The organism is Billgrantia montanilacus, from assembly GCF_003336675.1.
Classification (GTDB): Bacteria; Pseudomonadota; Gammaproteobacteria; order Pseudomonadales; family Halomonadaceae; genus Halomonas; species Halomonas montanilacus.
The window spans coordinates 213,315-239,860 of sequence record NZ_QPII01000004.1 but is presented as its reverse complement, the minus strand read 5'-3'; the positions used below and the strand labels follow the sequence as shown (position 1 = coordinate 239,860).

Below are 26,546 nucleotides of genomic sequence, written 5' to 3'. Positions count from 1 at the left end.
CTCCAGCACTCACGCCTGGATGCCGGGCGCCTCACGACGATCGCGCGGCAGCGTGCGCGGTGGCGGCACCTCGGTGGAGAGCTCCAGCTCGTGCTCTTCCCCCTCCTGCCAGTAGCGCAGCAGGGCATCTTCGCCACGGGGGGTATCGCGCACCAGGTCGAGGAACTGCATGGGTGTGGTCGGTATTTCGCCATTCACCTCGAGTATCAAGGCACCGGGTTCCATGCCGGCCTCAGCCGCTGGCCCGCGGGTATCGCTGACGAGCACGCCCTCCCGATCGGGCAGGCCGAGCGCCTCGCGCAGGTCGTCGTCCGCCGGGGTCACGGAGATACCCAGCGCGGCCACCACCTGGTCGTCCAGCCCTTCGTACTCGATCTGCCGCGCCGCCTCCAGCACCTGGGGCGCGACATAAATGCTCGCTCCCGCATACAGCGCCAGAGCGATGGCATCGCTGGGGCGGCTGTCGATTCGCACCGTCTCCTCCCGGCCCTGGACACGCAGCTCCAGCATGCCGAGGAAGGTATTGTCGACGATGGCATCGACATAGATGCGCTCCAGCGTCACCTCGACGCCCGAGAGGACATCACCGAGCAGCTCATGGGTCATGGGCCGCGGGGCTCGCTCCCCGCCCAGGCCACGCAGAATGGCACCCGCCTCGTTGGGGCCGATGAAGATCGGTATGACATCCTGTGTACCCGGCTCGCGCAAGAGCACCACCGGCGGGCCGCCGAATCCGGCCATGCCCACGGTCGCGATCTCGACCTCGACCATGTCATCAGGCTCGGCGGCGAGCTCACGGGCACCGGCAGCGTGCACACCAAGCAGCAGACCAGCCAGACACAATATGGCCAGGTAGCGCCAGAACAGTGGCAGTCTCATAAGCCTCCTCGATGACCGGGGTCCGGCTATAGGGGGTGTTCACTCAGGATGGCACCCGGGAGCGGACTCCGCCATGCGGCGCATCAAATGGCCCAGGCACTCATTCTGTGCGGCAGGTGGCGCCTCTTATCGACGAAAACGCTGGAGAGCACGTCGCCACCCAAAAACAGGCGCGCCCTGCCAGGCGCATGAAAACCTTGAGTTTGAATAGTGAAGAACAACCCTCCATGCTGAGGAGGCAGGTTTTTCCACGGAAGGAAACGCCATGGACGATATCGCCTACGATTTTCTCTTTGAAAATTATTTGCTAGTAGAGCTAGCAGTAGCACTGTTGCTGGGTACCTTGATCGGCATCGAGCGGGGCTGGGTTGCACGCGAGCGTGACGCCGGTGAGCGAGTGGCCGGCGTTCGCACCCATGCCTTGGTAGGGTTGTTCGGTGGCGTGGCGGCCCTCCTGTCAGAAGTGCTTACACGCTGGGCCTTTCCATTGATTTTCCTGGCCGTGGCGATCATCGCCCTGGTCGGCTACCGGGCCCGCATGGAGCAGAGCCAGGACTACAGCATTACCGGCCTGATCGGGCTGCTTCTGACGTTCTGCTTCGGTGCCCTGGCGGTAGCGGTGGACATCATCCTGGCCACGGCCTGTGCAGTCGTCACGGCACTGATTCTCGACAACAAGCGCGAGATTCATGGCCTACTCAACAAGCTGCAAGCCAACGAGCTCGACGCCGGCCTCAAGCTGCTGCTGATCAGCGTTGTAATGCTACCGCTGCTGCCCAACGAGGATATGGGCCCCGGCGGCGTACTCAATCCCCAGGAGATCTGGTGGCTGGTGGTACTGATCGCGTCGATCTCGTTCATCGGCTATTTCGCCGTACGAATCGGCGGCACCGAGAAGGGCATCCTGTTTACCGGACTGTTCGCCGGCTTGAGTTCCTCAACTGCCCTGACACTGCAATATGCCCGCCAGTCTCAGCGTGAGCCCCAGCTCGCCCCGATGCTCGCCGCTGGTATTCTTCTGGCCTGTGGCACCATGCTGCCGCGTATCTTGCTCTATGCCGCCTTGCTAGGCCCCGCGCTGCTGCCGCAACTGGCGGCGCCACTCGCTGCCATGGGCGCGACTCTCTACCTGCCGGCATGGTGGCTATGGCGCCGACACCGCCGCAACCTCAAGGCCGATCGGCCGATGACCCAGAACCCCCTGGAACTACGTGCCGCGCTGCTACTCGGTGCCCTGCTAGCGGTGGTCATGGTGGTGGGCGAGTGGCTGCACGCATGGCTCGGCGACGCCGGCGTCTACCTGCTGGCCGTGGTCTCCGGCATCGCCGATGTGCATGCCGTTACCCTGTCTCTGAGCCGCATGGCCACGTACATCATCGAGCCTTCCACCGCCGTACTGGGCATCGTGCTTGCGGTATCGATGAACAACCTGTTCAAGGTGGTGCTGACCCTGACCAGGGGTACCGGCAGCCTGACCCGTAGTATCGTCGGCCCCATGGTCGCATCGGCAGTCGCGGGCATGTCCGTGGCATGGCTGGTCTAGGGCAACCTCAGCACCTCTCGAAATCCGCCCCAGATCATGCGCTTGCCATCGAACGGGTGGTTGGCAGGATCCATCATGTCGGCCATGCGCGGGTCCTCCATCACCTTGGCATTGATGCGATCGCGCTCTTCGCGCGAGGGGTAGAGGATCCAGGAGAAGATGACCGTCTCTCCCGGCTCAAGCTTGACGCTCTGGGGAAAGGAAGTGTGCTCCCCCGGTTTGACGTCGTCGGCCACACACTCCACGTACTCCAGCGCGCCGTGCTCGCGCCAGACCTCGCCGGCCCGCCGGGCCATGTCCAGATACGCCTCGAGGTTCTCTTCGGGAACCGGCAATACGAAACCATCGACGTAGCTCATGGGAATGTCTCCTGAATGATGTCTGGGGTAGGCCGGAGGCCTCATCCCCCTTTCGAGCCAGCCAGCGGCAAATCGACATCGGCGGCGTTCGCCAGCACCTCTTTCAGACGGCGTTCGAGAAAACGCCGCTCGGCCCCCTGGGTCGCCAGGTTCAGCGCCTGGCGGTAATACTCGGCGGCCTCGCCATGGCGGCCCAGCCGACGCAGCAGATCGGCGCGTGTCGCCGGCAACAGGTGATAGTCGGGCAGGTGGATTTTCTCGAGTAGCTCGAGGCCTGCTTCCAGCCCATCGGCCATGGCGATTGCCACGGCCCGGTTGAGTGCCACTACCGGTGTGGGCTGGATGGCATAAAGCAGGCTGTAGAGCGAGGCGATGCGACGCCAGTCGGTCTCTGCCGGCGTCAGCGCCTGAGCGTGCAGCGCGGCAATGGCGGCCTGCACCGCGTAGCCGCCGGGCACACCACCACGCAGCGCTACCTGGACATGGGCACTCCCCTCCTCGATCGCTTCCCGGTCCCAGCGCGAGCGGTCCTGGTCCTCCAGCAGGACGATATCGCCGCTATCGTCGGTACGGGCGTCGCGCCGGGCATGGTGTAGCAGCATCAGCGCCAACAGGCCACGCGCCTCGCGCTCTGCCGGCAGCAGCCGCACCAGCATGCGTCCCAGGCGAATCGCCTCGGCGCAGAGGTCGCCACGCACCCAGTCGTCGCCGAAGCTTGCCGCATAGCCTTCGTTGAAGATCAGGTAGATCACCGCCAGCACCGACTCCAGGCGCTCGCCCAGGGCCGTGTCGTCGGGCACCTCGAAGGGAATGCCTGCGTCGCGAATCTTGGCCTTGGCCCGCACCAGCCGCTGGGCCAGGGTCGGCACTGGCACCATGAAGGCACGGGCGATCTCCTCGGTACGCAGCCCGCCCAGGGTGTGTAGCGTCAGCGCCACCTGGGCGGGTCGCGCCAGGGCCGGGTGGCAGCAAGCGAAGACAAGGCGCAGGCTGTCGAGCGGCTCGGCTTCGAGGTCGCGCTCGAGCAACAGCGCCAGGTGCTGGCGCAGTTCGTCGCTCTTGCGCTCGCGCATCTGCTGATGACGCAACTGGTCGACCACCTTGTGGCGGGCCGTGGAGATCAGCCACGAGGTCGGGTTCGGTGGCCAGCCCTGGGCCGGCCACTGCACCATCGCCGCCTCGAAGGCCGCCTGCACGGCGTCCTCGGCCAGCTCGAAGTGACCGAACCGGCGAATCAGGCTGGCCAGCACACGGCCATATTCGCGGCGATAGAGATCGTCCAGGTTCACCCAGGTCCCTCACAGCCGATAGGCGGGGTCCACCGGTCGCACCTCGACCGAGCCGCCGACCCGTAGCGGCGGGATGCGTCGGGCTAGCGCCAGCGCCTCGTCCAGATCGCTACACTCCACCACATGGAAACCGCCCAGCTGTTCGCGGCTCTCGGCGAAGGGGCCGTCCAGTGTCACCACCTTGCCGTTCTGCTCGCGCAACGTGGTGGCACTGTCCACCGACTGCAGTCGGGCGCCGCCACGGTAGTGGCCGCTGGTGACCATCTCCTGGATCAGGGCGTGGTAATCGTTCATGACCGAGTCGCGCTCGGCATCGGGCAGGCCGCTCCAAAGCGCCTCGTCGATACAGCACATCAGCATGTATTGCATGGCAATGTCTCCTGGTAAGCGCAGCCTCATGGCTGCCTGATGAGAGATCGAACGGCGGCACGATGAATCGACAGGCCATACGACTCGTTGGTGATGACTTCAGGCCGTCTCGACCATCCGCGCCGGAGCCAGCTCGGTGACCAGGGCATCCGTCAATACCGCCAGCAACCCCTGCTCATCGGCGCTATCCTCAGTGATCAACCTGACCTCGGCATCCGGCAGCGATGGCAGCCCATGCTCGGATGAAAGAGCGACCAGCCCCGGCCCCAGCTGGCTGACCGGCATGGGAGCAATGGCAAAACCGCTGGCGGCGGCGGCGCGCATGCCAGCACCACTCATGCACAGCACGACGGTGTGCTGAACGATTCCCGCCATCGCCAATTGCGCCAGGGCGATTTCCCGATACGGGCATGGCTCGGGGAAAAGTGCCAGGGGCAGCGGCGAAGGAAGCTCCCAGGGTTCGTCCTCGGCCCAGGCCCAGACCAGCGGCTCCCGCCAAAGACAGATGCCAGTGTCCTGCTCTCCGCACTGCGCCCCCAATACCATATCGAGGTGCCCTTGGCGCATGGAGGCCAGCAAGTCCGATGGAATGCCAACGCGCACCTCGATGCTTGCCAGAGAGTGACGCTTCGTAAAGCGCTTTAGTGTCTTCATTAGCCGCTCATGGGCAAGATCCTCAGCTACTCCCAGACGCAGGCAGCCATGAAAGGACGAACTCGCAAGCTGCGCTATGGCATCTCGATTGAGAGTCAGCATTGCTCGGGCATAGCTCAGCAGACTCTCTCCGTCCGGGGTCAATTGGAAACTTCGCGTCGTTCGCTGCAGCAGCGGCTTGCCCAGCTGTGATTCCAGGCGGCGCAGATGCCCACTGATCGCAGGCTGGGTAAGATGCAATCGGTTGGCCGCGGCAGTGAAACTGCCCTCCTCGACGATCGTTACGAAACTACGGAGCAGCAATAGATCAAGCATTATAATAATCCGCTATAAATAAGGGACTGTGTTTATTATGTATCAACGAAACACGCATCCCGACTGGAAATGAAAGATAGCAGATAAATAAAGAAGCACCGTGCTTCGTCAGCAACCGTTCGCTTCAGAGAGCGTGTTCACTGGATGGGTTTCCTCGCCATATACGCGCCTGGCCGCCTGAACCTGAAGCTGCGTGAAACTTCCAAAACAAGAGCTTCATCGGTGAAGCTCACGTACGGTTGGTCGAGAAGGAAGGCAGCGTATAGACGCATCAGCCATCAATGAGACCAGCTCATCCACGTGCCGACCATCCACCTCGGTCCAGGCGGCGAAGATCAGCAGTTGAGAGCATTCACTGACCTGGGGCTGGTCGCATGCAGCGCGTCGGATTCGCTCACGCACCGTTGAGTCTTCCACCACCAGCACGCTGTAGGGCTGGAGGCCGTAGGACGACGGCGCCAGACGTGCGGCTTCGAGGATGGTATCGAGCGTATCCCGGGGCACCTTCTTTCCATTCATGCGCTTGGCAGCATAGCGCCAATGCAGGGCTTCCATGAGTGACATAGTTTTCTCCAGGGGTCAGGCTTCCGCCGTGGCAGGCGGAGTGGTGTCGCGGCGCGAGGCGCCACGGTGAAACAGAAAGGCACCGAGGACCACCAGCGCCGCCGTCAGGCCCAGGTAAGGCGGTACCGCCTCCCCCAGCAGCGTGACGGCGATCAGCGTACCGACCAGGGCAGCCACCATGCCGATCTGGCTGAGGTAAACAGGCCCGGCAATCTTCTGCAGCACGAAGTAGAAGACGTAGAGCACGGTGAAAACAATGGCTTCCGCCAGCAGCAGACGAATCACTTCCCAGCCAAGCAACTGCCGTACTTGCCCTAGTTCGAACGCCAGCACAAAGGGGGCGAGCGTCAGCGCTCCGCCCAGCAGCATCAGCGCCGCCAGGTACACCGCCCCTGTCTCACCGGGCCAGCGCAGGGTGCGATAGATATTGCCCAGCGCAAGGATCAAGGGAATCGCCAGAACCAGGGCGGCCCAACCCTGGGCGCCCTGCATACCGCCGGCCTTGGCCCATGCCAGCAGCACTCCGCCAGTCAGACCCAACATGACACCCAGCAACCGCAGCGCATTGACGCGCTCCATGCCCAGTCCTACCGCCAGCATCCAGGTCAGGAGAATCGGAAAGGCAAAGCTGAGCGAGATGAAGCCGGCACCCACGTGACGTACCGCCAGGAAGACCAACGCATTGGGCAGGGCGAACAGCGCTCCCGAGACCACCCCGTACTCCAGGATGCGTCGGTTAAGCTTCATCGGCTGGCGCTGTACGGCAGCCAGCGCCAGTAGCAGTAGACCGGCACCGGCCACCGCCACCATCAGGAAGCTCAATCGCGGCGCGCCGGCATTGTCAGCGAGCTTGGCCACGACCAGCGAGAGAGCCAACAGGCTGCCGACCAGCAGCAGGCAGCCCAGCGCGTACCAGCCAGTACGGTTGCTTGGTGTCGTGGAGTTCGCCATGATGGGCTCCTATAGAACGGCAAAAAGAATCTTGTCAAAAAGTATCTTGATGGAAAGATAAACACACCTATGAACCGTGTCAAGCAAGCCATTGCTCAATGGCAACAGGAAATGCCCGATCTCGACCTGCTGCCGATGGAGGTGGTGGGGTATTTGAAAACCATGCAGTCGCTCACCCAGGAGCGGCTGCAGGCTTTCTTCAAGGAGTACGGCCTACAGGCGGGGGAGTTCGACGTGCTGGCGACGCTGCGCCGCTCGGGAGCCCCCTATCGCCTGGGACCGACGCAGCTGTTCGAGACGCTGATGATCTCGTCCGGGGGCATGACCAGCCGGCTGGATAGGCTGGAGAAGGCGGGTCTGATCCGGCGCGCGCCGAACCCCGAGGATCGGCGCGGCACCTTGGTCTCTCTGACCGAGGAAGGGCTCGAGCTGATGAACCGAATGGTCCCACGTCACGTGGAGAACGAAGCCAGGATGCTCGCCGCGCTGAGCCACGAGGAGCAGCGGGCACTGAGCAAGCTGCTAGGCAAGCTGCTGGAGGGACTGGCCGACGAGCCCTGAGCCGGCCGAGCTAGACGAGTGCCAGCTCCCCCTGCACCAGCCCCCGCTCATGCTCCACCAGCCAGCGCTTGCGCGGCAACCCGCCGCCATAGCCGGTCAGGGTACCGTTGGCGCCGATCACTCGATGGCACGGCACCACGATGGCCACCGGGTTGGCGCCGTTGGCCAGGCCCACGGCGCGGCTGGCACCGGGGCGACCAATTCGTGCGGCCAGCTCGCCATAGCTGATCGTGGAGCCGGCCGGAATGCCGCGCAACGCCTGCCATACCTGGCGCTGGAACTCGGTGCCGCCGGTGGCCACCGGCAGCGCATCGAGGTGGGACGGGTCGCCGGCAAAGTAGGCCTCCAGCGCCTGTCGGATGGCTTCAGGCGCCGTGCCCTCGACAAGCTCGTAGTGGCGGTAGTGGCGCCCCAGCAGGCGGTGCAGTCGCTCATCGTGGCTATCGAATTCCAGCGCCCGCAGCGCTCCCTGGTCGTCGCCGACCAGCCGCAGCTCGCCCACGGGGGACGCCATTAGATCAAGCCAGAGTTGCATCGCCTCTCTCCTGTTGCGGATTCGCTACCGTGGTCGCCGCATCGGCATGCCACAGGTGCATCACGGCGTAGGCGCGCCACGGTCGCCAAGCCTCGGCCCGTGCAAGCAGTTCGCGTGGAGTGGGGCGCTGGCCCTGTTCCGCCAGCGCCCGCTGCAGCGCCACGTCCGAAGGCAGGAAGGCGTCACTCTCCTGCAGACCGCGCATGGCAATGTAGTGCGCCGTCCACTCCCCGATACCGGGCAGGGCGCATAGGTGATCCACGGTTTCGTCAAGGTCCTGGCGCCGGTCGAACAGCCTTGGCCGCTCACGGTAGGCCGACGCCAACCCCACCAGGGCATTGGCTCGCGCGCCGGGCATGCCGAGCGCCCTGATCTCATCGAAGGTGAAGCGTTCGGGCAATGGGAACAGTCGGTCGAGGCCTGGCACCTCCTGCCCTGCGACCCGTTCGCCGAGGCGTTCGACCAGTCGCCCAGCCAGCCGTGTGGCCGCATCGACGCTGACCTGCTGGCCGAGGATCGCCCGCACGGCGACCTCGAAAGGGTCCCATCCGCCCGGCACACGCAGTCCGGGGCGACGGTCTAGCAGTGGCGCCAGCGCTGGATCGCGACCGATCCCCAGGCGTATCGCCTCGGGATCTGCCTGCAGGTCGAAGAGTCGCCGCAATCGAGCAATGACACTTGGCAATGCGGCAAGCTCGGGCAGCCGGATCGAGGCGTGCAGCGCGTTGTCGGCAGGAAGATGCATCACGCTCACACTACCGATCGCCTCCCCCACCCGGATGACCCGGTGATAGCACTCGCCGTCGATGCACTCGAGCCCCGGGATGGTCCGTCGGGCCAGGAAGGCCAGCATCGCCTGCCAGTCATAGGGTGGTCGGTACGGCAATCGGAGCGTCAATTCAGCCGCCTGATAAAGCTCGGCTCGGCGACCGCGCAGGGTGCCCGGCCCCCTGCCGTAGAGGTGCTGAAACACCTCGTTGAAGCGACGCACGCTGCCGAAACCGCTGGCCAGCGCAACGTCCGCAAGTGGCAGTTCTGTCTCGTGCAGCAGCTGCTTGGCCAATAGCACGCGCCGGGTCTGGGCCACGGCCAACGGAGAGGCCCCGACGTGACGATGAAACAACCGCCGGAGCTGGCGCGAGCCCAGACCCAGGCGGTCGGCCAACGCCTCTATTCCGTCATTATCCAGCGCGCCCTCATCGATCAGCCGAAGCGCCCGCTTCACTGTCGTCGAAGTGCCTGCCCAGGCCGGAGATGCCGGCGCGCTCTCCGGCCGACAGCGCAGGCACGGCCGGAAGCCCGCCTCCTGTGCCGCTGCCGCAGAGGCGACGAAGCGACAATTTTCAAGCTTCGGCGCAAGCGCCGGGCAGATAGGGCGACAGTAGATACCGGTGCTGGTCACGCAGGTGAAGAAACGCCCGTCGTAACGAGCGTCGCGCGCCAGCAGCGCCTGATAGCAGATATCGGTCGAAAGAGTCATGGCTCCATTGTAGCCTGGCTGCAGCCGGCGTCTGGCGGTTTTCGGACCTCAATGTCAACGCCAAGTGGCTCCTGCAAACTTCACAGAACTGGCTCTTAGCAAGGAGCCAGCTTCGCCTCACACTGGATGGCACCCTTCAGCAAGCTAGAGGAGCCATTCATGTCCATCCGCCATGCCACCCTAGACGATCTAGAACCGCTCAGCGCACTGCTCGACGGCTACCGCCAGTTCTATCGCCAGGAACCGGACCTCGCGGGCGCACGGCGCTTCCTGCAGGCTCGCCTGGAGCTCGGCGACTCGCACATCCTGGTGCATGAGGGGCCAACGGGGGGGCTGCTGGGCTTCGTTCAGCTCTACCCACTGCTCTCGACCGTTCGCCTGGCCCCGCTGTGGCTGCTCAACGACCTGTTCGTCGCACCCCAGGCACGCCGCAGCGGTGTCGGCCGAGCCTTGATGCTGGCCGCCAGGGAGCTTGCGAGTTCTCATGGCGTTGGCCATCTCAAGCTTGCCACCGAGATCGACAATCGAACCGCCCAGGCGCTTTACGAATCGTCGGGCTGGCACCGCGATACCACCTTCTACCACTACGGCCTGCTGTTCGATACGCAAACAGTCCGGGACTGAGCGGAGGCGCCATGTATATTCCCCCATCGATGCGTATCGACCGCGAACAGGCCTGGGAGCTGATCGACCGGCACGGCTTCGCCGCTATCGTCGATGCCGAGCTGTCGGCCACTCACCTGCCCCTGATACTGGAACGCAGCGAAGGCGAACTCGGCACGCTTTACGGCCACTTCGCCCGTGCCAATCCCCAGTGGCGTACGCTGGATGGCAACCGGGTGCTGGCGATCTTCAGCGGCCCCCACGCCTACATCTCACCGTCCTGGTACGCCAGCCAGCCCGCCGTGCCCACCTGGAATTACCTGGCCGTGCATGCCACGGGCAGCATCGAGCTGTTGAATGACGAGGACACACGGACACTGCTCGACCGCAGCCTGGCGCACTACGAACCCGCGCTGCTCGATTCGCTGGGCCGCGAGCACGAGTATCTGAGCAAGATGCAGGCCGGCGTGGTCGGCTTTCGCCTGCCCATCGAATCGCTCGAGGGCAAGGCCAAGCTCGGCCTGCAGCGCTCCCGGGCCGACCAGGAAGGCGTCGAAGCAGCCCTGGCCGAAAGCCTCGACCCGCAGGCACGCCAGCTATGGCGCCATATGCAAAAGCTGGCGAAAGAGGAGCAAGATACATGAGCCCAAGCGATGCACAGCGCAACGAGCATGGCCAACCGGTCGGCGCCGCCCTGCCTGGCTGGGAGCCGGCACGCCGACCCGATCGTATGACGCTTCAAGGCTGCCGGGTTCGCCTCGAGCCGCTGGCGCCGGAACGTCATGCCGATTCGCTGCATGCCGCCTTCCTGGCCCCCGGCGAAGGCCCGCACGACGCCCCCGAGGCGCGCTGGACCTACTCCGGCGGCATGCCGTTCGCCGATGCCGGGCAGTACCGCACCTGGCTGGAGGCCAGGTCGGAAAGCGACGACCCGCTGTTCTATGCCATTGTCGAGACGACTGAGGCCATCGTCGAGACGGCTGACGAGCAGACACCCGGCCGGGCGCTGGGCCTGGCCAGCTATCTCAATATCGTGCCGGAGCACGGCAGCATCGAGGTCGGCCACATTCACTTCACGCCAGCCCTACGACGCACGCCGGCGGCCACCGAAGCCATGCTGCTGATGATGCGCCACGCCTTCGAACTGGGCTACCGGCGCTACGAATGGAAGTGCAATGCGCACAACGCCGCCTCGCGACGTGCCGCCGAGCGCCTGGGCTTTCACTTCGAGGGTATCTTCCGCCAGCATCGGGTGGAGAACGGGCATAGCCGCGATACCGCCTGGTTCTCCCTGCTCGACAGTGAATGGCCAGCCGTCGAGGCGCGACTGGAACACTGGCTTGCGCCGGGGAACTTCGATGCGGAGGGAAGGCAGCTGAACTCGCTGTCAAAGCTGATGGCAGGCTAGGTATTATCCGTCAGCTTCAGCCATGCTCGGGCCAGCCACTGCCCCGCCCGTTCGATCTCGGCCTCCACGGTGCCGGCATAGCCCAACACCAGCCCAGGCCTGCCGGGTGCGATCAGGTAGTAGCTCGACAGCGGCGACAGTGAAATGCCCTCGCCCGCCGCCCGGTCGACCAGGTTGCGCTCATGTTCGGCATCGTCGAGCCAGGCAACCAGATGCATGCCGGCCTGCCCTTCGGATAATCGCAAGCCACGCGCGACCGCCGGTGCCAAGGCCTCGCGCAGCAGGGTCTGGCGGCTCCGGTAACAGTCGCGCATACGACGCACATGGCGAGAAAAATGGCCTCGTGCAATGAACTCAGCCAGGGCGGCCTGCACGGCGTACTGCCCCTCACGATAAAGCCGGGCATTGGCCCGCCGAAATGGCTCGACCAGCGGCTCGGGCAGCACCAGGTAGCCCAGCCGCAGGCCGGGGTACATCACCTTGCTGAAGGTGCCCACGTAGATGACCCGCGCGCCTTCCACCAACCCCTGCAGGGCGGCAACAGGCCGCTGGCCATAGCGAAATTCACTGTCGTAGTCGTCCTCCACGATCCAGGCCCCGTGCCGCTCGGCAGCCTCCAGCAGGGCCAGCCGCCGGGCGAGACTCATGGTCACGCCACTGGGATACTGGTGTGAGGGTGTCACGTAGATCAGCCGCGGATGCCCCGGGTCGTTGAGAGCATCGACGTGCATGCCCTCGCCGTCTACCGGTACCGGCTGCATATCGAGCTCCGCCGCCGCGAAACAGGCCTGGGCGCCATGGTAGCCCGGCTCCTCGAGCCATACTTCATCGCCGCTGTCGCTCAACAGTCGCACGATCAGTTCGAAGCCCTGCTGGGCCCCCTGCACGATCAGGATCTGCTCGGGGCGACAGCGCACCGAGCGTGACAGCTGCAGATAGTCGGCCAGCGCCTCGCGCAGCGCCGGAACGCCGCCCTGAACCTGATAGGCGAGCCAATCCATGGGCATGTGTTGCAGGTGACGGCGCATCAAGCGCTGCCACTGGGCACGGGGAAAGCGGTCCAGCGCCGGCACGCCGGGCACGAAGGCAGGGTGGCGCCCTTGCTGGGTAGGACAGTAGGCAAGCAACGCCGTGCCACGCGCGGAGAGGTACATGTCGCCATCCACTGCCGATGGCGATGACGCAGTGTCAGCCGTCGTCTCATGCTGGAACGGCAGGTCGGCAACGAATGTGCCCGAGCCATGACGGGTAACCAGGAAGCCTTCGGCCAGCAACTGGTCGAAGGCGGCCAGTACCGTATTGCGCCCAAGTCCCAGTTCGCCAGCAAGCTGCCGAGAAGAGGGCAACCGCTGGCCGCTGCCCAGTCGCCCCATTTGAATCCACTCGCGCAGGGCGTGATAGAGGCGCGTGGTCAAGGGCTGGTCAGACTGTCCCCCCAGTACCAGACCCAACGCATCAGCCAGCCAACCGGCTCGTTCCAGGCCATCTGCTCCTCGCGGCGGAGCATCCTCAGCTATCGGGCTCATCCGCCACGACTCTATTGCGCCCTGCATGCTTGCCCTGGTAGAGATTCTGATCGGCACGATGGAGAATGGCTTCCACCGTCTCTTCGGTGCCGTGGAATGCCGACACGCCACAGGTAATCGATACACCGAAACAGTGCCCTTCCTCCGAGGTGAACGCTTGCGCAAGCACCAGTTGGCGTACTTTTTCCGCCACACCGACGGCTTCCTCGAGGCCGGTTTCGGGCAGCAGGAGGGCAAACTCTTCTCCGCCAAGCCGTGCCGGGATATCGTTCGTGCGCAGCTTTTCGCGCAGCAGCTTGCCCACGCTCACCAGCACCTGATCGCCGGCGGGATGGCCATGGGTGTCGTTGATATGCTTGAAGTGGTCGAAGTCGAACAGCACCACCGCTGTCGGTCTGTCGTATCGGCGGTAGCGGGCCAGCTCCTGCACCAGCCGCTGCATGAAATAGCGTCGGTTGAACAGCCCGGTGAGCTCGTCGGCGCGTGACAGCTGGCGCAGGCGCAGCTCCAGCCTTTTCTGTTCGGTGATGTCACGCACGGTGCCGATCAGGATCTGATCGTCCCCTTCCGGCACGTTATCAGCCAGCTCATGGACCCAGCGGATCTCGCCATCAGGCCGAATGATTCGATGCACGACATCATGCTGTCCCTGTTGATGCGCACGCACGATGGCGCCTTCGACACTCTCCAGGTCCTCAGGGTGAACCATGGCTTTGAAGCCGAGAAGGCTAGGCGTGAAGCTCTTGGGGTCGACGCCAAAGATGTCGTAAATCACATCGGACCAGAAGAGGTCGCCGGTCTTGAGACTCAGGCGCCAGTAACCCAACCGGGCGATGCGCTGAACCCGATTCAGGGTGTACTTGAGATGAGCGATCTCCTCGTGCGCCTCCTCGAGTTCGCGCCGGACCCGCTCACAGGAGACAGCGGGAGAGCCGCCACCCCGGGCCTCTCCTATCGGGCGCTCATGCTTGCTATTGTTATGCGAGGCCTTCATGACATCTCTATCGCCACTTCGATGAGTGGAACGCAGCATACCTTCTTGCCTTGATGGCTACCAACCCTCCCTCGATGGCAAGCTCCCGCCTTCCCCGTCCGGGTGCGGCGGAAACCTGGCCAGATGTCGCACCAACCCAGCATGGCCTTCGCGCATCATGGCCTGATGATTCCAGACGACCAACGGCCGCGCCACCCGAGCCAGCAGCCCCATCCAGGGCCGCACCGTGCGCACCCGCCAGATATAGCGAACCCGGGTACCCGATTTTTCCTCATGCAGCTGCCAACTGCCCACACCAGCCACATCGCCACTCGCCATGCCCTCGATCAAGCAGGGCTCGCATACACGGGTGATGCGGATATCGAAGCGCAGGCGATAGCCCAGTCGGCTCTTCCAGACGAAGCGCTGGGTGCGCCCAATACCGTACTTGTTGCCGGCCACGAGCGGCTGCACGTCGACCAGACCAGGCCACCAGTCGGGCCAGTGCAGCGAATCGGTCAGGGCGTCGAACACCTCGCCGATCGGCGCCTCGATGTGCCAGGTGGTGTCGAAGTCGAAACTTGCCATGGGCGGTATTAGCACGAACGTCAGGGCGAGAAATGGTCAGGGGGGAAGGCAGGATCGAGCTCGACGTCTTCCAGATGCACGCTTTCCAGGCGCTCGCCGCGCCGGTCGTAGCTGACCACCCTGAGCGGGAACAGCGTATTCTCGTCGAGCCACAGGTCGTAGCGCGCCACCTCGTTCACCGTTCGGCCGGGTTCGGCCTCTACCACCACATGCTTGACCAAGTGTCCGTCAAGCGTCGTCGGCTCGAGCAAGCGTGCGTTACCGCGCAGTTGCAACTGCTGCACGTTGCGCAGCAGTGTGCCCACGTCCGACTGGTCCACACGATGCCCTCGCGAGCTGCGTACCATGCGGTTGGTAGGCCGCAGGGACAGTCCCGGCCGCCTGCCCGGCGAGCCGAAGGGCCACAGCTGCACCTTGCCCGTATCGGGGCGGTAGATCAGCACCGCCCCAGCGTAGGGCGTCTCCATGTCCATGCGTACATAGCCGGGGCTCTGATAGCTGTAGCGGATGACCTCTTCGCCGCTACCGCCCTGGCTGCGCAGCGTGAGGCGATACCCCTGCAGGGCATCGATGCGAGACAGCGCCGCTGCGATCAGGTCCTCCTCGATGGGGATGCTCATGGCGACCAGTACGAGTAGCAACATAAGGCATATCCTCGGCTTCCTCCCTTTGAGATTAGCAGGGCCATGGCGGGTGCATGCTATCGTATTGGCGTTGCCCAACCCACGGAGAGGTCAGATGAAATACCTCGGCGCCCATGTCAGTGCCGCAGGCGGGCCCGATCAGGCCGTGTTACGCGCCGTCGAGATCGGCGCCGACGCCTTCGCCCTGTTCACCAAGAATCAGCGCCAGTGGCGCGCCAAGCCCCTCGAGGACACCACCATCGAGGCCTTTCGCAGCGCCTGCAAGCAGCACGGCTTCGGTCCCGGGCAGATCCTTCCCCACGACAGCTACCTGATCAATCTCGGCCATCCGGACAAGGCGGGGCTCGAGAAATCCCGCGACGCCTTTCTCGACGAGATGCAGCGCTGCGAGCAGCTCGGCCTGACCCTGCTCAACTTCCATCCCGGCAGCCATCTGAAGAAGATCAGCGAGAGTGAATGCCTGGCCCGCATCGCCGACTCGATCAATCACGCCCTGGCCGAGACCCAGGGCGTCATCGCAGTGATTGAGAACACCGCCGGCCAGGGCACCAACCTGGGTTGGCGCTTCGAGCACCTGGCCGAGATCATCGAGCAGGTCGACGACAAGTCGCGGGTCGGCGTGTGCATCGACACCTGCCACGCCTTCGCCGCCGGCTACGACCTGCGCACCCCCGAGGCCTGCACCGCCACCCTGGACGAGTTCGGCAAGGTGGTAGGCTTCGAGTATCTGCGCGGCATGCACCTCAACGATGCCAAGAGCGAGTACGCCAGCCGGGTCGACCGCCACCACAGCCTGGGCCGGGGCAACATCGGGCTCGACGCCTTCACGACCCTCATGCGAGACCCGCGTATCGACGAGATTCCCATGGTGCTGGAAACCATCGAGCCGGAGATCTGGGCCGAGGAGATCGCCTGGCTGCGCGCTCAGGTGGTCGATGGGTGACCGCAGAACCGCTTGAAGCCGTCGCCCGGACGCGATTACTCGAGTTCGACCAAGCCATGTCTCATCGCATAGCGAAACAGGCCCGCCAGGGAGTTGGTATTGAGCTTGCGGTAGATATTACTGCGATGCGACTCCACCGTGCGGGTACTGATGGAGAGAACTTCACCGATGTCGCGGCTGCTCATGCCTTCGAACATCAACTTCAGGATATCGGTCTCACGCTGGGTCAGCCGTCCCTCCTTCTCCTCGAGCAGGACCCGCGAGACGCTGGAGCCGAAATGGCTGCGCCCACTTGCCACCTCACGCAGAGCGAAGACCATCTGTTCGGCAGAGGCATCCTTGAGCAAATAGCCAGCGGCCCCGCAGGCTACCGCGCGCCGGATGTACTCCTCGTTGTCGTGCATGGTCAGCACCATCACCCGGATGTCCGGGCAGGTCTCCTTTAGAATCTTGCACGCTTCGAGGCCGGACAGACCAGGCATGGTGATGTCCGTCACCACCACGTCCGGCATCAGCTCCCGGGCCAGCGACAACAGCTCTTGGCCCGAATTCGCCACGCCCACGAGGTCAACGCCCTGCTGCGCCTCCAGCCGGTAGCGCAGCCCCTCCAGCACCAGCGGATGGTCGTCCGCCAAAAGTACGCGTATAGACCCTTCCATCGACTCTCTCTCCGCTTGTCTTGCCGGCAATACGCTGAAACGGCACCTTTAGCCTGATGCGCACACCCTTGCCGGGCGCCGCCTCGATCGAAAGGCGCCCACCCAGCAGATCCACCCGGTCCTGGATGTTGCGCAACCCCAGGCCGGTCCCCCCCTGCTCATGGCCCTGACCGGCCCGCCAGGCAAAGCCCTCGCCATCATCGGCAATTTCCAGGTAGACCCAGCTTCGGCGGCGCACCAGCTTCACCTTGACCTGGCGGGCCCCGTCGGCGTGCTTCTCGATGTTGTGCAGGCTCTCCTGGGTGATGCGATACAGCGCCGTTGCCAGCACCGGCTGACACTGCCGGCTGTCGATATTCGACTCGAAATGTATCTGCAGGCGCCTGCGTTCCACCAGGTCCGAGCAGAGGCTCTCCAGTGCCGCGACCAGCCCCAGGTCGTCGAGCACGCTCGGGCGCAGGTCATAGGCCAGCCGCCTGAGATCCTGGATTGCGGTTTCCAGAATGCGATCCGTCGCGGCAAGGGAAGAGGAGGTATCAACGTGATCTCCCCGGCCCAGGGCATCATCGATGCGCTCCAGCTTGAAGCGTGCCGACACCAGGAGCTGGTTGATGCCATCGTGCAGCTCGCGGGAGATCCGTCGCCTCTCCTTTTCCAGGAAGCTGAAGGTCTTCTGGGCCATCTTGACCAGCTTGCGATTCGCCACCCGTGCTTCGCTTATGTTGACCGCAAGGCCGATCACGGCGATGACAAGCAGGCAGGACACGGTAAAGAACGCCATCAGCAGTATGGTCTTGCGCGCATTCTCCACCATATGGTGCTCCATCTGGCTGACGACTTGCTCGATGTCATCCAGGTAGAGACCCGTGCCGACCATCCAGCCCCACTCATCCAGGCCAATGGAGTAACCCAGCTTGAGCACCGATTCCCCCCCGGAAGGCTTGTCCCAGCGATATTCGGTATAGCCTCCCCCCTCCTGGGCGCGCTGGACGAGGCGCTGGATCAGGAACTTTCCATCCTCATCGCGAAAATTCCACAGGTCCTGCCCTACCAGATGCTCCAGCCGGGGATGGACGATACTCAGTCCTTCGTAGTCGTAGACGAAGAAATAACCATCGGAGCCATACTCCATTCGATGGAAAGCCTCCGCCACGCGTCGTTGAGCCACGTCTTCAGGCAGGGAAGTGTCTTCGTAGATATCACGGATCGCCGTATAGGCCAGCTCCATGTAGTTCTTCAGTTCAGCCTTCTTGGCTTGCAGCAATCCGTCCTTGAGGATTTCCGACTGCACCCCACTCAACCGCGCGCTCTGATGGATGGCAAGGAAAGTCACACCGACTATGAGAACCAACAGAGGGAGCAAGGTAAGCAGTGTCAACTTGGTTCTGAACGTGAACACTGGCGTATACCTGTTTACTTATTATTGTTGAGCCACAGTTATTGTCGAGCCACCAGCCCCGCCAACCTCAATTACCGGACGAGGATTGGCAGGGCCTGATTTTCAGACTCGTATCTAACGCTTGCGGCAACTTACCATCCTACCACCGCCGGCAACCACAGAACCACACCGGGGAAGACGATGATCAGCGCCAGGGCAAGGACCTGTATCAGCACGAAGGGAACAGCTCCCTTGTAAATGTCCCCAGTAGTAATCCCCGGCGGCGCCACGCCCTTCATGAACAGCAGCGACCAGCCGAAGGGCGGCGTGAGAAACGAGGTCTGGAGGTTCATGGCGATCAGGATGGCCACCCAGACCATGGACATGTCCCCCTGGCTTGCCAGGAAGGGCAGGAACAGCGGCACGGCGATGTAGGAGATCTGGATCCACTCGAGGAAGAAGCCCAGGAAGAAGATCAGCAGCAGCATGAAGATCAGCGTGCCGTACATGCCGCCCGGCACCCACTCGAACATCGCCTCGATCAGGAACTCCCCGTCCAGGCCCCGGAAAGCCAGGGCGAAGACCTGCGAGGCAATCAGCACGAAGAAGATCATGCAGCTGATGCGCAGGGAGGTCTTCACGGTATCGGAGAGTACCAGGAGCGACATGCGACCGGAGACGATCGTTAGCACCAAGGCACCCACGGCCCCCACCGATGCCGCCTCCGTGGGCGCAGCCACACCGCCGATGATCGAGCCGAGCACGGCGAAGATCAGCAGCAGCGGCGGCACCACGACCTTGGCGAAGTCCTTGCACAGCTCCAGCTTGCTGACGGCGGCACGCTCCTGCTCGTCGATGGCGGGCACATCGGCGGAAAAGAAGAAGGCAAGCACCAGCAGGTAGGCCAGGTACATGCCGGCCAGCAGCAGCCCCGGCACCAGCGCCGCGGCGAACAGGCTGCCCACCGAGAGATTCATGATATCGGCCAGCACCAGCAGCACCAGGCTCGGCGGGATGATCTGCCCCAGGGTACCGGCGGCACAGATGGTGCCGCAGGCCACCGTCTTCTTGTAGCCGCGCCGCACCAGGGTGGGCAGCGCCATCAGGGTCAGCGTGACGATGGCCGCGCCGACGATGCCCGTCGCCGCCCCCAGCAGCACGCCCACGATGATCACCGCCAGGGCCATCCCGCCCGGCAGGCCGCCACACAGGTGGCCGATCACGTCGAGCATGCGCTCGGCGATCTTCGAGCGCTCCAGCATCACACCCATGAAGACGAACAGCGGTATGGCCAGCAGGGTGTAGTTGGAGACGACACCATAGATCCGCGATGGCAGCAGTTCGAACAGCCAGCCATCGAAGCCGATGAAGCCAAAGATGAAGCCGACGACGGCCACCACGAAGCCGACCGGGATACCGGTCATCACCAGGACGAAGAAGGCCACGATCATGGCTAGCGCATAATATTCCAAGGCCATGATTCAGGCACTCCCAGCGTAGTGTTGAACGAGACGCCTGCCGTTTTCCAGCGCCTGGCGAATCGACTCGGTCGCCACAAAGACGAAGCCGACCACCACCAACGATTTGGGTATCCAACGCCAGGGCAGGCCAGAGGAATTCGGCGAACGCTCACCGCGGATGAGGGATGTCTCGGCAAAAGGAAAGCTGTAGTAGATGATGAGTAGCGCACAGGGCAGCGCCACCAGCAGTGCGGTGATAAGGTTCAGCCACATCATGCCGACGGGGCTGAAGCGGCTCGACAGGATATCTACCCGCACGTGATCGTCGAACTTCATGGCATAGGCAATGCCCATCATCGCCATCACCGACAGCAAGTACCACTCCAGTTCCTGGGCCCATACCGCGCCCAGGCCGAAGGCATAACGACTCAGCATATTGCCGAAGATCAGCGCGATCATGATGATCATGGCCAAGCAGCCGATGAAACCGGCAAGGCCCGTGATGCGCTCGAGCAAACGCTCGAGCGAGGTACAGAAACGCAGCATCTCAACTCCCCCTCTGGGCAGGTACCCAGCGGACGTCAAAGGTGGGGTAAACGCGACCCGAAAGGGTCTGGAAGGAAAGCGCCCGGCTTCGCTGCCGAGCGCCGTGCCAACGTCAGATCATGCCCTGGCCATAGCGACTGATGGTGTTGGCAAACACGGCCTCACTGTTGGCATGCCAGCCGTCGTGCTTCTTCTTGAACGCCCAGAAGCTGTCGTTGATCTTCTTGACCAGCGGGTCCTTGTCGGCCTCGGTCGCGAGAATGTCACGCGTGGCCTCGAACAGCGCCCGGATGACGTCGTCGGGGAGGGTCTCGAATGCCACGCCGTGGTTGTTGACCAGGTCATCCAGGGCGTCACCATTCTGCGCTTCGATCCAGGTATGGGAGGTGATGTTGCAGGCCGCAGCCGCGTTGTGAAGCACCGCCTGGAGATCGCTGGGCAAGGAGTCGTAGGCATCCTTGTTGACGATGACCTCGGTGGTGGTGGAGGGTTCGTGCCAGCCCGAGGAGTAGTAGTGCTTGGCCGCGTTATGCAGACCCAGGGCACGGTCGAGGTAGGGCCCCACCCACTCCGCCGCATCGATGGCGCCCCGCTCCAGGGCCGAGAAGATCTCTCCCCCGGGCAGCAGGCGGGCATTGGCGCCAATGGCGTTGTAGACGTCGCCGGCCAGCCCCGGCATGCGGATGTTCAGGCCACGAAAGTCCTCGACGCTGGTGACGGGTTCACGGAACCAGCCCACCGGCTGCGCGCCGGTACAGCCCACGGCCAAGGGTATGAGGTTGTAGGGCTCGTAGGTCTCCTTCCACAGCTCATAGCCGCCGCCATGCGCCAGCCAGGCATTGAACCCCTGGAAGGTCATGCCGAAAGGCACGGTAGTGAAATACTGGGCGGCAAACGATTCGCCGGCCCAGTAGTAGGAGCAAGCATGGTTCAGCTGCACCTGCTGGCCCCGCGAAACGGCATCGAAGCCGTCGAAGGCCGGAATCAGTTCGCCGGCACCATAGACACGAATCTTGATGCGGCCACCGGACATGTCTTCGACCCGCTTGGCGAAGTCCGTCGCGGAGCCGGGGCCGGATTGGAAGAACGGAAAACCCGAGGGCCAGCTGGTTGTCATGCGCCAGTTGAAAGTTTCCTGGGCCTTGACGATGCTCGGTGCCATTACGGTACCCACCGCGGCAGCACCACCATACTTGAGAAAATTACGCCTGTTGACGCTCATGAAAATGCCTTCTCCCGGCGTGCTTGATAATATCAAGTGCACTACCAAGCAGCGCTCTTGTTTATTTTAATGATTGAATCGTGAACTGGTCAGAAAGCTGACCTTGGGGAGAATAAACTGGTGAGGGAGAAAATAAATCCGGGAGACTGCGCAATTCATCCTAGTGGTATTTCTTAGTCATTATTACGGACAGGGCATCCGTAGAACTACGTAGAACCACCCAAGGCATTAGCCAGAAGTATATACTTGGAAATATATTTCACTAAACCCATTCAAAAAGCAATACCGATCCGGCTCCATGCTAGAAGGCCATGAGCTCGAGTAGGCGTCGAACCAGCCAACCAGGCCAGAAGCGACTCGACAGCGGGCCATTCGGGAAGGTCGTGGTCCGGGTCGGCGAGCCTTATACCGGAGCGATAAAAAAGAATTTCTCGCGAAGCGTGAAAACTTAGTCGCTGACATCGTGTCAAAGCCTTTGTCGGCCAGCGAGAAAACTGCCATCCTCCATTGGGTAGGCACATCTCTCGTAGGGACAGTGAGGTCCCGAGGGTCGCCCCATTCACCCGCAGGAGGACATGCACATGGGTATCATCACAATGCTGACCGTGAGCGTGGCCGCAGTGGCGCTATTGACCTACGCCATGAGCGAGAAGCAGAGGCACCCCATCCGCAAGGAAGTGCGTATCGAGAAGAATGAGCGCGACCCGTATCGGGATCGCACGCGGCGCGGCTGATCGTCAACGTATCGATATCGCAGCCCCCGGCACCTCTGGTGCCGGGGGTTTTTCCTTTCCTGGTCCACGCCGAAGCAATTGTTGCAGCTGCCACTGTTTCTCGGCGGGCAGCGTCTCGAGGAAGTGCACCTCGCCGTTCTGCAGCACCGCCTCCGGCACGCCGTCGCGATAGAGCAGGCGGTTGCCCGAAACTGCCGGCAACCGCTTACCGGGGGTGAGAACGCCCATCAGGTTGAGCGGGTCGGCGGCGGCCACCACGACTCGCGTATCGTCCGGCTCGCGCCGGCGCATGGCTTTGAGTCCTCCCACCGCCTCGGCCAGGGCGAACTGCTCACCGGAAAACTGCTGCACGAAGCGCCCGCCGCGGATTTCGCCGCGGGCCTCCAGCCTACGGTAGACGTAGAGCAGCTCGCGCCACGGCGGCAGCGCCGGCTCGCGCTCGATCACGCGGCGGAACACCACGCCGTAGCGCTCCAGCAGCACCCAGGCGATATGCTCCAGGCAGTCCATATCGGTCGTGATGCGCCGCTTCCCGGCGGGCGGCTCGCGCTCGGGTGCCGGCAGCCACGACCAGCGCCCAGCGGCGTCCACCCCAGGGGAATGGCGCCGACGCCTTCGCCCACTCGCTGCAATGGGCGGGCGCTTGCTGGCCGGGGCGATCAGCGCCCGCAGGCCGGTGAAGCTGTCGGAGGTGACCAAGCCCCAGGAGGCCAGCTCGCCCAGCGCCTCCTCGACCTGGGTGCGCAGCATGCGCGTCGGGCCGAGCAGGTCGGCAAAGAACATCGCCCCGCCGCCCTGCAACGCCTCCAGCACCCGGCGCGCGCCGCCGGAGAGCGGCAAACCATCGAGTTCGGGTGCCGGTGCCGCCTGGCGCCAGTCGGGCAACGCCTGGCGGTCGATCAGCGCGACCGGGGTGTTGCGCAGCGGCCCGGGGCGCTGCCGCTCGTCGCCCTCGTCGCCCTCGGCGACTCGGGGCGGCAGCAGGCGCAGCCAGATGAAGCGCCCGCTGGCGAGCAGTTGATCGAGCATGTGCGGGGTGAAATCGGCCACCCGCGCCGGCAGCACGTCGCTCTCCCAGGCGCCCGCAGCGACGGGGAATCCCTCCAGACGCTCCACCGCCCCGGTCAGCGCCTCGGGACCTTCCGTCCGTTCGGTCAGGCCGTGCCAGTCGAGCAGGAAACGCAGGTAGTGCTGAATGCTTACCGGCTCGATCTCGGCGCGGCGGCGGTCGATGGCATAGCGATGCATGCGAGCCAACAGGCGCCGCTCGCACCAGGCCACCTCGCTGCCACCCAGGAAAGCGCCCTGCAACACGAAGCCCTCGACTTCCAGGCGAGAAAGCGCCGCCATGGCGAGGTCCAGCGATGTGCCGAGCGGTGCGGCCAGCTGTATGGCAGTCACCGGCCCCAGCGTTTCCAGCCGCGAGCGCAGCAGCTCGATCAGCGCCTCGTCGGGCGTTTGCGGCGCCTCGCCCACCGCCGCAATGGGCGGATCAAGCGCGGCCTCGGGATGGATCGCCAGCAGCTCGACCAGGCGCTCCGCCGCCACCCACAGCGTGTCGCCGTCGGGTGGGGTGACGGCGGTAGCACGCCGGGCTGCGGTGAGCGTATCGAACCAGGGGAACCAGTCGGACCCGACTTCCGCCTCGACAATGAAGCCGCTCATTACCAGGGCATCGTGCAACTCGTCGGCATCGCGCGGCGCGGGCCAGGCCTCCTCGCGCACGCGTGCGACCACCTCGGGGGCGTAGCGCGCCGAGGCGGCGGCATCGGCCACATCCAGCGCCGCGCCGGGGCGCACGCTGAGTGTGCGCCGCTCCTCCTGGGCGCCGTCGTCGAGGAAGGCATAGGGCCGCGCATTGACCACCTCCTCCGACAGTGGCGAAGGCACGGCCAGGTCGCGCCCGCTGAAGCTTATCTCACCGGCCTCCAGGCGCACCAGCAAGCGCTCCAGCGCGTCGATGTCCATGGCGTCGGTCAGGCAGTCATGCAGGGTCTGGTTGACCAACGGATGGTCGGGTAGCTCGCGCGCGCCAGCCAGGTTCTCGGCGCAGGCGAGCTGGTCGGGAAAGACCACCGAGAGCAGGTCCTCGGAGTCCTGCCGCTGCAGCTGCGGCGGGCGCCGCTTGCCGTTGCGGGTGCGCGGCACTGCCAGCCCCACCGAGGCGTTCCAGCGCCAGCGCAGGCCGAACAGCGGCGCATCGAGCAGCGCCTGGATCAGCACCTCGCGCACTGTCCTGCTGTTGAGGTAGCCCCATACCTCGTCGAGCGGAAAACTATGCGTCGGACCCAGCGACAGCACGATGGAGTCCTCCAGCGCCGCCGCCTGCAGCTCGAAGTTGAACTTGCGACAGAAGCGCTTGCGCAGCGCCAGACCCCAGGCACGGTTGAGCTTGGAGCCGAACGGCGCGTGCAGCACCAGGTGCATGTCGCCGGCCTCGTCGAAGAAGCGCTCCAGTACCAGGTGGCGCTGGCTGGGAATCACGCCCAGCGCCGCCCGCGCCACGGCGAGATAGCGCACCAGCTGCTCGGACGCGGCGGGCGTGAGGCCGTACTCGGTTTCCAGCCACTGCTGGGCGTCGTTCTCGTCGCCCTCGACCAGTTGCCGGTCGACGCCTTGCCGCAGGCGCGACACCGCCTCGGAGAGCTCCGCGGTGCGCGCCGGCGCCTCGCCGAACCAGAACGGAATGCTCGGCGGCGCACCGCGGGCGTCCTCGACGTAGAGCTTGCCGGTGGCGAGCTTCAAGATGCGATAGGCCTGGTTGCCGAGCTGAAAGATGTCGCCCGGCATGCTCTCGAAAGCGAAATCCTCGTTGACGGTGCCGACGCGGATCTCCTCGGGCTGCAGGATCACGTCGTAATCGAAGTGGTCGGGAATCGCCCCACCGTTGGTCAGGGCAACGAGCCGCGCGTTGCGCCGCGGGCGCAGGCGGCCGTTGACCCGGTCGCGATGCAGGTAGGCGCCGCGTCGCCCACGCCGGGTGGTATAGCCGTCGGCGAGCATCTGCACCACTTCGTCGAAACTCTCCTGCGTCAGCGCGCGGTAGGGCCAGGCCGCTCGTATTCGCTCAAGCAGCGCGACCTCCTCGACCTCCCCCGCCCCGGCGACCTCGGCGACGATCTGCTGGGCCAGCACGTCGAGCGGCCCCTCGGGGATGTGCAACCGGTCGAGCTCGCCGGACTGAACCGCGCCCATCAGTGCCGTGCTCTCCACCAGGTCGTCGCGGGTCAGCGGGAACAGCCGCCCCTTGGGCACGCGCCCCACTCCATGACCGGAACGCCCCACCCGCTGCAGGAAGGCCGACATGGAGCGGGGCGAACCGAGCTGGCAGACCAGGTCGACGTCACCGATATCGATGCCCAGCTCCAGCGAGGCGGTGGCCACCAGCCCGCGCAGTTCGCCCTGTTTCAGGCGCTGCTCGGCGTCCAGGCGGTGCTCGCGGGCCAGGCTGCCGTGATGCGAGGTCACCCACTCCTCGCCCAGGCGGTCGGCGAGATGCCTCGCCACCCGCTCGCAGACGCGCCGGGTATTGGCGAAGATCAGCGTGGTGCGATGCTCGCGCACCAGCGCCGCCAGGCGGTCGTAGACCTCTTCCCACACCTCGTTGGCCATGATCGCGGTAAGCGGCGAGCCGGATACTTCAATGGCCAGGTCGCGCTCGCGCACGTGGCCGGTGTCGATGATGGTGCAGTCGTCGCCGCCGGTGAGAAAGGCCGCCACCGCCTCGACCGGCTTCTGCGTCGCCGAAAGCCCGATGCGCTGCGGCGGTTGCGAGGTCAGCCCTGCCAGGCGCTCCAGCGACAGCGCCAGGTGCGAGCCACGCTTGGTTCCGGCCACCGCATGGATCTCGTCGACGATCACCGTGCGTACGGTCGACAGCATCCGGCGTCCCGACTCGGAAGTGAGCAGCACGTAGAGCGATTCCGGCGTGGTCACCACGATATGCGGCGGGCGCTTGCGCATGCGCTCGCGCTCCGACGAGGTGGTATCCCCGGTACGCACCCAGGCGCGGATCTCCGGCGCCTCCCGGCCATCTGTCGAGAGCGCCTCGCCGATGCCGGCGATGGGCAGTTGCAGGTTGCGCTGGATGTCGTTGGACAGCGCGCGCAGCGGCGAGACGTAGAGCACCACGGTCTCGTCGGGCAGCTCATTCTCGAGCCCGCGGCGCACCAGGGCATCGATGGCGGCGAGGAACGCCGCCAGCGTCTTGCCCGAACCGGTGGGTGCGGCGATCAGCACATGGCCGCCCGCGCCGATGGCCGGCCAGGCGCGCGCCTGCACCTCGGTGGGCGCACCGAGATCGCGTTCGAACCACTGGCTGACGGCGGGATGAAAGACATCGAGCGGCATGGGCGCTCCGGGA

Annotated in this window: 26 protein-coding genes; 7 read left to right on the top strand and 19 right to left on the bottom strand. The window is 64.5% G+C overall.

The genetic code is table 11. The features are described from left to right. Positions 1-9: 9 nt before the first annotated feature. Positions 10-879 carry a bifunctional nuclease domain-containing protein gene (locus DU505_RS08190; RefSeq protein ID WP_114478501.1) on the bottom strand — a complete coding sequence of 290 codons (870 nt, stop codon included), beginning with the start codon at positions 877-879 and terminating at the stop codon, positions 10-12. Between the two features lie 265 nt (positions 880-1,144). Between DU505_RS08190 and DU505_RS08185 the strand changes: the two genes are divergently transcribed. Continuing rightward, positions 1,145-2,422, top strand: coding sequence for an MgtC/SapB family protein (locus DU505_RS08185; RefSeq protein ID WP_114478500.1), 1,278 nt, complete (start codon positions 1,145-1,147; stop codon positions 2,420-2,422). Here the strand turns inward: DU505_RS08185 and DU505_RS08180 are convergent. The 6 genes from DU505_RS08180 to DU505_RS08155 form a co-directional block, all read right to left on the bottom strand. Continuing rightward, positions 2,419-2,781 carry a DUF1428 domain-containing protein gene (locus DU505_RS08180; RefSeq protein ID WP_114478499.1) on the bottom strand — a complete coding sequence of 121 codons (363 nt, stop codon included), beginning with the start codon at positions 2,779-2,781 and terminating at the stop codon, positions 2,419-2,421. The two genes, DU505_RS08185 and DU505_RS08180, sit on opposite strands and share 4 nt — an antisense overlap. Before the next feature lie 41 nt (positions 2,782-2,822). Further along, complete coding sequence (locus tag DU505_RS08175; RefSeq protein WP_114478498.1) at positions 2,823-4,070, bottom strand: RNA polymerase sigma factor; 1,248 nt, start codon at positions 4,068-4,070, stop codon at positions 2,823-2,825. Positions 4,071-4,079: 9 nt separating this feature from the next. Next, entirely contained in the window at positions 4,080-4,439 is a 360-nt protein-coding gene (locus DU505_RS08170) for a YciI family protein (RefSeq protein WP_181872764.1), read from the bottom strand. 99 nt (positions 4,440-4,538) lie between these two features. Next, positions 4,539-5,408: a LysR family transcriptional regulator gene (locus tag DU505_RS08165; protein ID WP_114478496.1), complete on the bottom strand. Its 870-nt coding sequence runs from the start codon at positions 5,406-5,408 to the stop codon at positions 4,539-4,541. Between the two features lie 216 nt (positions 5,409-5,624). Continuing rightward, positions 5,625-5,972, bottom strand: coding sequence for a nitroreductase family protein (locus DU505_RS08160; RefSeq protein ID WP_245947828.1), 348 nt, complete (start codon positions 5,970-5,972; stop codon positions 5,625-5,627). A gap of 15 nt (positions 5,973-5,987) precedes the next feature. Beyond that, positions 5,988-6,923: a DMT family transporter gene (locus DU505_RS08155; protein ID WP_114478495.1), complete on the bottom strand. Its 936-nt coding sequence runs from the start codon at positions 6,921-6,923 to the stop codon at positions 5,988-5,990. 69 nt (positions 6,924-6,992) lie between these two features. Between DU505_RS08155 and DU505_RS08150 the strand changes: the two genes are divergently transcribed. Continuing rightward, positions 6,993-7,484, top strand: a complete 492-nt coding sequence (locus tag DU505_RS08150) for a MarR family winged helix-turn-helix transcriptional regulator (RefSeq protein WP_114478494.1) — start codon at positions 6,993-6,995, stop codon at positions 7,482-7,484. Between the two features lie 10 nt (positions 7,485-7,494). On the opposite strand, the gene ogt is transcribed toward DU505_RS08150, so the two are convergent. Then, entirely contained in the window at positions 7,495-8,019 is a 525-nt protein-coding gene (gene ogt, locus DU505_RS08145; RefSeq protein WP_114478493.1) for a methylated-DNA--[protein]-cysteine S-methyltransferase, read from the bottom strand. Next, entirely contained in the window at positions 8,003-9,499 is a 1,497-nt protein-coding gene (locus DU505_RS08140) for an AlkA N-terminal domain-containing protein (RefSeq protein WP_114478492.1), read from the bottom strand. Before DU505_RS08140 ends, ogt begins: the two co-directional genes overlap by 17 nt. 159 nt (positions 9,500-9,658) lie before the next feature. Here DU505_RS08140 and DU505_RS08135 point away from each other — a divergent pair, with 159 nt between their 5' ends. The 3 genes from DU505_RS08135 to DU505_RS08125 are packed head-to-tail and all read left to right on the top strand — an operon-like array spanning position 9,659 to position 11,510. Then, positions 9,659-10,123: a GNAT family N-acetyltransferase gene (locus tag DU505_RS08135; protein ID WP_114478566.1), complete on the top strand. Its 465-nt coding sequence runs from the start codon at positions 9,659-9,661 to the stop codon at positions 10,121-10,123. Positions 10,124-10,134: 11 nt separating this feature from the next. Beyond that, positions 10,135-10,746, top strand: a complete 612-nt coding sequence (locus DU505_RS08130) for an FMN-binding negative transcriptional regulator (RefSeq protein ID WP_114478491.1) — start codon at positions 10,135-10,137, stop codon at positions 10,744-10,746. Then, a complete protein-coding gene (locus DU505_RS08125; RefSeq protein WP_114478490.1) occupies positions 10,743-11,510 on the top strand; it encodes a GNAT family N-acetyltransferase in 768 nt (255 codons plus the stop codon). The genes DU505_RS08130 and DU505_RS08125 overlap by 4 nt, the downstream gene beginning before the upstream one ends. Here the strand turns inward: DU505_RS08125 and pdxR are convergent. The 4 genes from pdxR to DU505_RS08105 are packed head-to-tail and all read right to left on the bottom strand — an operon-like array spanning position 11,507 to position 15,241. Continuing rightward, positions 11,507-13,036: a MocR-like pyridoxine biosynthesis transcription factor PdxR gene (gene pdxR / locus DU505_RS08120; protein WP_245947826.1), complete on the bottom strand. Its 1,530-nt coding sequence runs from the start codon at positions 13,034-13,036 to the stop codon at positions 11,507-11,509. The two genes, DU505_RS08125 and pdxR, sit on opposite strands and share 4 nt — an antisense overlap. Next, complete coding sequence (locus DU505_RS08115) at positions 13,020-14,030, bottom strand: GGDEF domain-containing protein (RefSeq protein WP_114478488.1); 1,011 nt, start codon at positions 14,028-14,030, stop codon at positions 13,020-13,022. Before DU505_RS08115 ends, pdxR begins: the two co-directional genes overlap by 17 nt. 57 nt (positions 14,031-14,087) lie before the next feature. Further along, entirely contained in the window at positions 14,088-14,597 is a 510-nt protein-coding gene (locus DU505_RS08110; RefSeq protein ID WP_114478487.1) for an SRPBCC family protein, read from the bottom strand. A 20-nt stretch (positions 14,598-14,617) separates the two neighbouring features. Continuing rightward, entirely contained in the window at positions 14,618-15,241 is a 624-nt protein-coding gene (locus DU505_RS08105; RefSeq protein WP_220250473.1) for a LolA family protein, read from the bottom strand. Between the two features lie 94 nt (positions 15,242-15,335). Here DU505_RS08105 and nfo point away from each other — a divergent pair, with 94 nt between their 5' ends. Then, on the top strand, positions 15,336-16,184 hold the full coding sequence (gene nfo / locus DU505_RS08100) for a deoxyribonuclease IV (RefSeq protein WP_114478486.1): 849 nt from the start codon (positions 15,336-15,338) through the stop codon (positions 16,182-16,184). A 35-nt stretch (positions 16,185-16,219) separates the two neighbouring features. On the opposite strand, the gene DU505_RS08095 is transcribed toward nfo, so the two are convergent. From DU505_RS08095 to DU505_RS08075, 5 genes are all read right to left on the bottom strand, one after another. Beyond that, positions 16,220-16,843: a response regulator transcription factor gene (locus DU505_RS08095; RefSeq protein ID WP_245947824.1), complete on the bottom strand. Its 624-nt coding sequence runs from the start codon at positions 16,841-16,843 to the stop codon at positions 16,220-16,222. Further along, the gene (locus DU505_RS08090; protein WP_114478484.1) at positions 16,752-18,134 is read right to left on the bottom strand and encodes a cache domain-containing protein; all 1,383 of its coding nucleotides are present in this window, start codon (positions 18,132-18,134) and stop codon (positions 16,752-16,754) included. The genes DU505_RS08095 and DU505_RS08090 overlap by 92 nt, the downstream gene beginning before the upstream one ends. Positions 18,135-18,373: 239 nt before the next feature. Further along, positions 18,374-19,699, bottom strand: a complete 1,326-nt coding sequence (locus DU505_RS08085; protein ID WP_114478483.1) for a TRAP transporter large permease — start codon at positions 19,697-19,699, stop codon at positions 18,374-18,376. A gap of 3 nt (positions 19,700-19,702) precedes the next feature. Further along, positions 19,703-20,227 (bottom strand): TRAP transporter small permease subunit, encoded by a 525-nt coding sequence (locus DU505_RS08080; RefSeq protein WP_114478482.1) that lies wholly within the window; start codon positions 20,225-20,227, stop codon positions 19,703-19,705. Between the two features lie 112 nt (positions 20,228-20,339). Next, on the bottom strand, positions 20,340-21,449 hold the full coding sequence (locus tag DU505_RS08075; protein ID WP_114478481.1) for a TRAP transporter substrate-binding protein: 1,110 nt from the start codon (positions 21,447-21,449) through the stop codon (positions 20,340-20,342). A 581-nt stretch (positions 21,450-22,030) separates the two neighbouring features. Here DU505_RS08075 and DU505_RS22520 point away from each other — a divergent pair. After that, a complete protein-coding gene (locus DU505_RS22520; RefSeq protein ID WP_181872763.1) occupies positions 22,031-22,183 on the top strand; it encodes a hypothetical protein in 153 nt (50 codons plus the stop codon). A gap of 3 nt (positions 22,184-22,186) precedes the next feature. Here the strand turns inward: DU505_RS22520 and DU505_RS08070 are convergent, their stop codons facing one another. Further along, positions 22,187-26,533 (bottom strand): DEAD/DEAH box helicase, encoded by a 4,347-nt coding sequence (locus DU505_RS08070; RefSeq protein WP_114478480.1) that lies wholly within the window; start codon positions 26,531-26,533, stop codon positions 22,187-22,189. Positions 26,534-26,546: the final 13 nt, after the last annotated feature.

Bases quoted from the DNA above. Each gene is read 5' to 3' on its own strand.
- DU505_RS08160 (WP_245947828.1), bottom strand. From the start codon at position 5,972: ATGTCACTCATGGAAGCCCTGCATTGGCGCTATGCTGCCAAGCGCATG.
- DU505_RS08110 (WP_114478487.1), bottom strand. From the start codon at position 14,597: ATGGCAAGTTTCGACTTCGACACCACCTGGCACATCGAGGCGCCGATC.
- DU505_RS08190 (WP_114478501.1), bottom strand. From the start codon at position 879: ATGAGACTGCCACTGTTCTGGCGCTACCTGGCCATATTGTGTCTGGCT.
- DU505_RS08150 (WP_114478494.1), top strand. From the start codon at position 6,993: ATGAACCGTGTCAAGCAAGCCATTGCTCAATGGCAACAGGAAATGCCC.
- DU505_RS08085 (WP_114478483.1), bottom strand. From the start codon at position 19,699: ATGGCCTTGGAATATTATGCGCTAGCCATGATCGTGGCCTTCTTCGTC.
- DU505_RS08180 (WP_114478499.1), bottom strand. From the start codon at position 2,781: ATGAGCTACGTCGATGGTTTCGTATTGCCGGTTCCCGAAGAGAACCTC.
- nfo (WP_114478486.1), top strand. From the start codon at position 15,336: ATGAAATACCTCGGCGCCCATGTCAGTGCCGCAGGCGGGCCCGATCAG.
- DU505_RS08130 (WP_114478491.1), top strand. From the start codon at position 10,135: ATGTATATTCCCCCATCGATGCGTATCGACCGCGAACAGGCCTGGGAG.
- DU505_RS08105 (WP_220250473.1), bottom strand. From the start codon at position 15,241: ATGTTGCTACTCGTACTGGTCGCCATGAGCATCCCCATCGAGGAGGAC.
- DU505_RS08155 (WP_114478495.1), bottom strand. From the start codon at position 6,923: ATGGCGAACTCCACGACACCAAGCAACCGTACTGGCTGGTACGCGCTG.
- pdxR (WP_245947826.1), bottom strand. From the start codon at position 13,036: ATGAGCCCGATAGCTGAGGATGCTCCGCCGCGAGGAGCAGATGGCCTG.
- DU505_RS08095 (WP_245947824.1), bottom strand. From the start codon at position 16,843: ATGGAAGGGTCTATACGCGTACTTTTGGCGGACGACCATCCGCTGGTG.
- DU505_RS08125 (WP_114478490.1), top strand. From the start codon at position 10,743: ATGAGCCCAAGCGATGCACAGCGCAACGAGCATGGCCAACCGGTCGGC.
- DU505_RS08135 (WP_114478566.1), top strand. From the start codon at position 9,659: ATGTCCATCCGCCATGCCACCCTAGACGATCTAGAACCGCTCAGCGCA.
- DU505_RS08115 (WP_114478488.1), bottom strand. From the start codon at position 14,030: ATGAAGGCCTCGCATAACAATAGCAAGCATGAGCGCCCGATAGGAGAG.
- ogt (WP_114478493.1), bottom strand. From the start codon at position 8,019: ATGCAACTCTGGCTTGATCTAATGGCGTCCCCCGTGGGCGAGCTGCGG.
- DU505_RS08140 (WP_114478492.1), bottom strand. From the start codon at position 9,499: ATGACTCTTTCGACCGATATCTGCTATCAGGCGCTGCTGGCGCGCGAC.
- DU505_RS08075 (WP_114478481.1), bottom strand. From the start codon at position 21,449: ATGAGCGTCAACAGGCGTAATTTTCTCAAGTATGGTGGTGCTGCCGCG.
- DU505_RS08165 (WP_114478496.1), bottom strand. From the start codon at position 5,408: ATGCTTGATCTATTGCTGCTCCGTAGTTTCGTAACGATCGTCGAGGAG.
- DU505_RS08070 (WP_114478480.1), bottom strand. From the start codon at position 26,533: ATGCCGCTCGATGTCTTTCATCCCGCCGTCAGCCAGTGGTTCGAACGC.
- DU505_RS08185 (WP_114478500.1), top strand. From the start codon at position 1,145: ATGGACGATATCGCCTACGATTTTCTCTTTGAAAATTATTTGCTAGTA.
- DU505_RS08080 (WP_114478482.1), bottom strand. From the start codon at position 20,227: ATGCTGCGTTTCTGTACCTCGCTCGAGCGTTTGCTCGAGCGCATCACG.
- DU505_RS08170 (WP_181872764.1), bottom strand. From the start codon at position 4,439: ATGCAATACATGCTGATGTGCTGTATCGACGAGGCGCTTTGGAGCGGC.
- DU505_RS22520 (WP_181872763.1), top strand. From the start codon at position 22,031: ATGGGTATCATCACAATGCTGACCGTGAGCGTGGCCGCAGTGGCGCTA.